The organism is uncultured Clostridium sp., assembly GCF_947039605.1.
Taxonomy (GTDB): Bacteria; Bacillota; Clostridia; order Clostridiales; family Clostridiaceae; genus Sarcina.
Genome location: NZ_CAMQZG010000089.1, coordinates 1 through 4,853, shown reverse-complemented (window position 1 = coordinate 4,853; position 4,853 = coordinate 1). Strand labels below are relative to the sequence as shown.

4 protein-coding genes are annotated in these 4,853 nt (G+C 26.6%); 1 reads left to right on the top strand and 3 read right to left on the bottom strand.

The genetic code is table 11. The annotated features are described in order from the left end of the window. Window positions 1–109 precede the first annotated feature (109 nt). From Q0V24_RS16910 to Q0V24_RS16900, 3 genes are all read right to left on the bottom strand, one after another. Window positions 110–886 carry a hypothetical protein gene (locus Q0V24_RS16910; RefSeq protein WP_297523322.1) on the bottom strand — a complete coding sequence of 259 codons (777 nt, stop codon included), beginning with the start codon at window positions 884–886 and terminating at the stop codon, window positions 110–112. Between the two features lie 208 nt (window positions 887–1,094). Next, a complete protein-coding gene (locus tag Q0V24_RS16905) occupies window positions 1,095–2,852 on the bottom strand; it encodes a 1-deoxy-D-xylulose-5-phosphate synthase (RefSeq protein WP_297523321.1) in 1,758 nt (585 codons plus the stop codon). Between the two features lie 252 nt (window positions 2,853–3,104). Further along, window positions 3,105–3,521: a hypothetical protein gene (locus Q0V24_RS16900; protein WP_297523319.1), complete on the bottom strand. Its 417-nt coding sequence runs from the start codon at window positions 3,519–3,521 to the stop codon at window positions 3,105–3,107. A gap of 438 nt (window positions 3,522–3,959) precedes the next feature. Here Q0V24_RS16900 and Q0V24_RS16895 point away from each other — a divergent pair. Next, the coding region (locus Q0V24_RS16895; RefSeq protein ID WP_297523317.1) for a hypothetical protein at window positions 3,960–4,853 on the top strand (894 nt) is incomplete at its 3' end.

Below are 4,853 nucleotides of genomic sequence, written 5' to 3'. Positions count from 1 at the left end.
TGTTTATGTTAATCAACTCCTTTGAGTATATATCAACATATTTAAACACATTTGTGTATACATTTACTAACTATTAGTTTACTCCTAAAAAATAAATTATCTTTTAATATTATAAAACCATTATACCAATAATTTCTTTAATTTCTTCTATGCTTTTAAAATTATCTCTATCCCTGTGAATCATTCTGTGGCAGTTAGCACAGACAGGTGCTAAATCTATCTTAGGATTAATAACAATACTTTCATCTAAAGTATATAATGGAGTTTTATGATGTATCTCTATATAACCTTGTCCCACTTTTCCATAAATTTTTTCAAAATCAAACCCACATATACAACATTTAGTCCCATGATATTTTATTGCATCTTGTCTGTTTTTTGCATTTCTCTCGTAATATTTATTTACTCTATAGAGTTTTTCTCCCTCTAAAAGTCCCTCTAATTCTGGTTTTGGTAGACTAAGTTCATCTTTTGCTTCTAGTCCTAATCCTGTATCTATAAATTCTAATCTATATGTTAGTCTACCGAACTTTGTGAATTTCATAAGAGGTGCAAAGTCTTTATTGTACTCCCCAGACACAAATTTTTCTAAAGCTTTTGGAAATGCATTATTTATTATATCTGCTAAACTAGCTTTCCAATAAATTTTGGTTCTATTTTTTATATCAACTCTAATATCTGCATCAAATATTCGTTCATTATAATAAACACTTAGTTCTTTTTTGTCTCCATATTTTAATCCTTCAACTTCAAAAAAAGTTCTTATATCTTTTGGTATACCTGATTCTCTACTTGCAAAAATTGATTTATCCATTTTTTTAAATATTGTTCTATCTGATAATACTTCCCACGAATCAAAAACTCCTAAAGTTATTGCATTTTCCAATAAGTTCTCCCCCTAAAATTCTCTATAACAAAAGAGAATACATATTAATATCCCACTTAAATTATACTATATATTCCCATTTTTATTCAAATTTCTATCATACCTTAAAAATTTAACGTAAATAACTTTGTAGTTAGTTTTTCAAAAAAATAAAGGGCTAAACCACAATGAAGTAAAACCTCCAAAGTGAGTATAGCCCTTTTTTAGATTATAAAATTTCTTTTATATCATTAACAATAAGAGTATCTGTTAGATGATATTTTTCGTAAAGTTCTGCTAAAGGAACTCCATCTGTAAATTCTTTTGTTGCACCAAAGTTTAGAACTTTCATCTCTTTAGAACCATAGAATCTAGAGATTTTCTCACCAAATCCACCATCAAGTGTACCATCTTCAAGTGTTATAACAATATCATGATTATCCATTAAATTATTAAGCATTTGTCCATCAAGTCCTGTTATAAATCTAGGGTTGATAAGTGTTGCATTTATATTTAACTCTTCTTTTAATTTACTTACTACTTTTTCACCAAGTGTAAGGAATTTTCCAAGTCCTAAAACAGCAACTTTACTACCTTTTTGAACCATTTTATATTTGTTTAGTTCATCAAAGTTTGCTTCTATTTTTTCACCTTTTGAAATAACTTCAGTATTTGGAATTCTTATTGCTACAGGATGCTGAGTTTGATCTATAGCCCAATCCATCATTGCTAAAACTTCTTCTTTACATGTTGGAGCAAGATATACTATATTAGGAATATTAGATATTAATGGAATATCAAATACTCCATGATGAGTTACATCTGCACCTGTTATTCCACTTCCATATACTAATATAGTAGCAGGATTATTATTTATAGCTAAATCATGTGATAATTGGTCATATGTTCTTTGTATAAATGTACTAGCAAATGCCGCTACAGGCTTTGCACCATTAAACGCCATAGCTGAGGCAAGTGCAATTGCATGTTCTTCTGCTATGCCTACATCTACATATTGTTTTGGAAGCTCTTTTCTTATAGGATTCATACCAAGGAATCCAGGTGTTGCAGCTGTTATTCCAACTATTGTCTTATCTTTTTTTGCTTTTTCTAGTAAAAAGTCGCCACAAATTTGACCATAATTTTTGCCACTCGGTGTAAATAAAGGTTTCTTAGTTTCTAAATCAAAAGGCATAACATAGTGGAATGATTCTCTATTTTTTTCTGCATCCTCATATCCTTTTCCTTTTATTGTATGAACATGAACTACTACAGGATGTTTTTTATCTTTAACCTTTGTTAAAGTTTTGATTAAATCTTCTATATTATGACCATCCTTAACAAAGTGATATTCAAATCCCCATGCTGTAAACATATTGTTTTCAGCTTTTCCATCTGTCTCTCTAAGTAATGCAAGATTTTTATAGAGACCACCATGATTTTCAGCAATAGACATATCGTTATCATTTACAAGAATTATTATATTTTCATCTGATGCACCAGCATTACTAAGTCCTTCTAATGCCTCTCCACCACTTAATGAACCATCACCTATTACTGCAATAATATTTCCTGTTTCATTTTTAACATCTCTAGCTTTTGCAAGACCACATGCAAGACTTATAGATGTTGATGTGTGACCTATAGTAAAGAAATCATGTTCACTTTCATCTTGTGAAGTATATCCTTTTAAAGTTTTGAATTTTTCTTTATTTATATAAAAATCTTTTCTACCTGTAAGCATTTTATGAGGATAAGCTTGATGAGAAACATCATAAACTATCTTATCAACTGGTGAATTAAATACATAGTGTAATGCTATTGTACCTTCTATAAATCCAAGATTTGGTCCAAAATGCCCTCCTTTTGAACTTATAGTATGAATTAATACCTCTCTTATTTCATTTGCTAAAGCATTGAGCTCTAAAATATTAAGAGATTTTAAATCTTTAGGCTGATTTATTTTATTTAAAATATTTAATTTCATATATTTTCTCCTTTGTTTGTTTTATTATAGTCTATAAGAAGAGTTAACGTTATCATTAACTTTAAGTCAATAAAATTTTAATAATAGATATATACTTAAAATGTTAAAATACATATAAATTAAAATTAAACGAATCAAATATCAAGTATTTTAGCAAAAAAAGATACTTCTACTTATAATTCTAATATAATCTGCTAACTAATTTAATCAAAAAAATCCCCTAGACTTTTCATCTAGAAGATTTACATATTCTTATGCTGTTTTAACTTCTATTACCACTGCATCAGAAACTATTATTTTCACTTTATCTATTTTCACTTCATTTACATTCTCTTCTTTCTCATAGCAATCATCATATGATACTACCTCGTGCTCTTTTCCATCTTGATCAAATACACAAAGTTGTAATTTCCCATAGAAATCATCTCTTTGCTTTGCTGAATTTTCAAACCCCTTTTCAGGTATAAAATATACTTCATATGATTTGATATTAAGTATATTACCATTATCAGCTCTTACTATTATTTCCTTACCTTTTGAAGTTGCTTTATCAAATAATTCTCTAAAGAATCCAGCTAATTTATATGCAGACATATTCTCCACATTATAAGTTATTATCTCATGTAATTTACCTTCTAAATTAATACTTTCATTATTTCCACATCTCATTTTAACTCTCTCCTTCTTTATCTCTTAGTTCATAATATAAAGATACCATAGGAAAATGTACAATCTATTGAAAATGTTTAAACCAACTATAAATTACAAATTTTATACAATTAGTTCATATTTCTGAATGCTAATTCACTTTACATATTTTCTACCTTTTATCATCACTACTAAAGGTAAATGTTTTCTATCTGATATATATATGCTAGTAACTTCTTATATATATGTCTTATTACGAAAATATATTTCTAGTATATTATTTATAAAAATTCTATTTATTATTGCTTATCTCTTTCAAATTTTTAATTCCACCTAGTATAATAAAGCTATTTCGTTAAAATATTACCATTTTTATTTTTATTTTTTATTTTTACTTTGAAATATTTTTATTAAAAATTGGTTATAATAAATCTTACTTTAATTATAAGGAGTTATTTTATGATTTTTTTACATTATATTTTATATGCAATATTTATAACTTTATCTTTTTTACTAACAATCATTTCACCTATTTTAATAGGTAGTGCATTATCTCAAGGAAATATTTCATCTAATGTTAGTTTAAAAGCTTTTTCTAAATTATTTTATTTAGCTAAACCTTTATCTCAAATATTCTCTATTATATATATTTCTTTATTTAAAGTATTTATATATATATTCATAAAACTTGAAAATTCATTTCTATTTATATATAGAAAAACATCTAGACTTTTCAAAAAAGAAACTAATACTGATGAAAGTGCTAATATAATAGTCTACGAATACAACAGTATTTTTACTGATTATTATATTGATAATAATCAAATCTTTATACAAGAATTTGATACTACTTTAAAATTTGTAAAAATGCTTACTATAATAGCTGCTGTAGGGATTGTAACTTTAGCTTATTATGGTATTACTTATTTACTTTTATCAAGTGTATGTTCTGGCCTTAGTGATGTTATAACCGGCTCACTTAGTGATGGTGTCACTCTTAGTTCACTTTTTTCAATACTCATTGATAACTTTCCCCTTCTTTTAATATTTTTCCATATGAGTTATTGGTTTATAAGACTTATCTTGCAGATAATTTTTTCAATCGTTTATATCTCAATTATTTATAATGGTTGCAAAAAAGTCTTAGAAGTAGGTGCTTCTCATAAAGGTGAGAATAGCAAGTTTGTATTATTTAAACTTAAATCATTTAACATACTAAATATTTCAATTCTAAGCTTTATAGTTTTATTAATATTATTAGCTTTTTCTATGAAACATGATGTTGGGATTGTAGCATCAGCTATGCTAATGTTTAACTTATTTAATATAGATATTTCACTTGGTACAGCAGTT

What these genes read in the sequence shown, in the direction of transcription:
- Q0V24_RS16900 (WP_297523319.1), bottom strand. Translation starts at nt 3,521, where the DNA reads ATGAGATGTGGAAATAATGAAAGTATTAATTTAGAAGGTAAATTACAT.
- Q0V24_RS16905 (WP_297523321.1), bottom strand. Translation starts at nt 2,852, where the DNA reads ATGAAATTAAATATTTTAAATAAAATAAATCAGCCTAAAGATTTAAAA.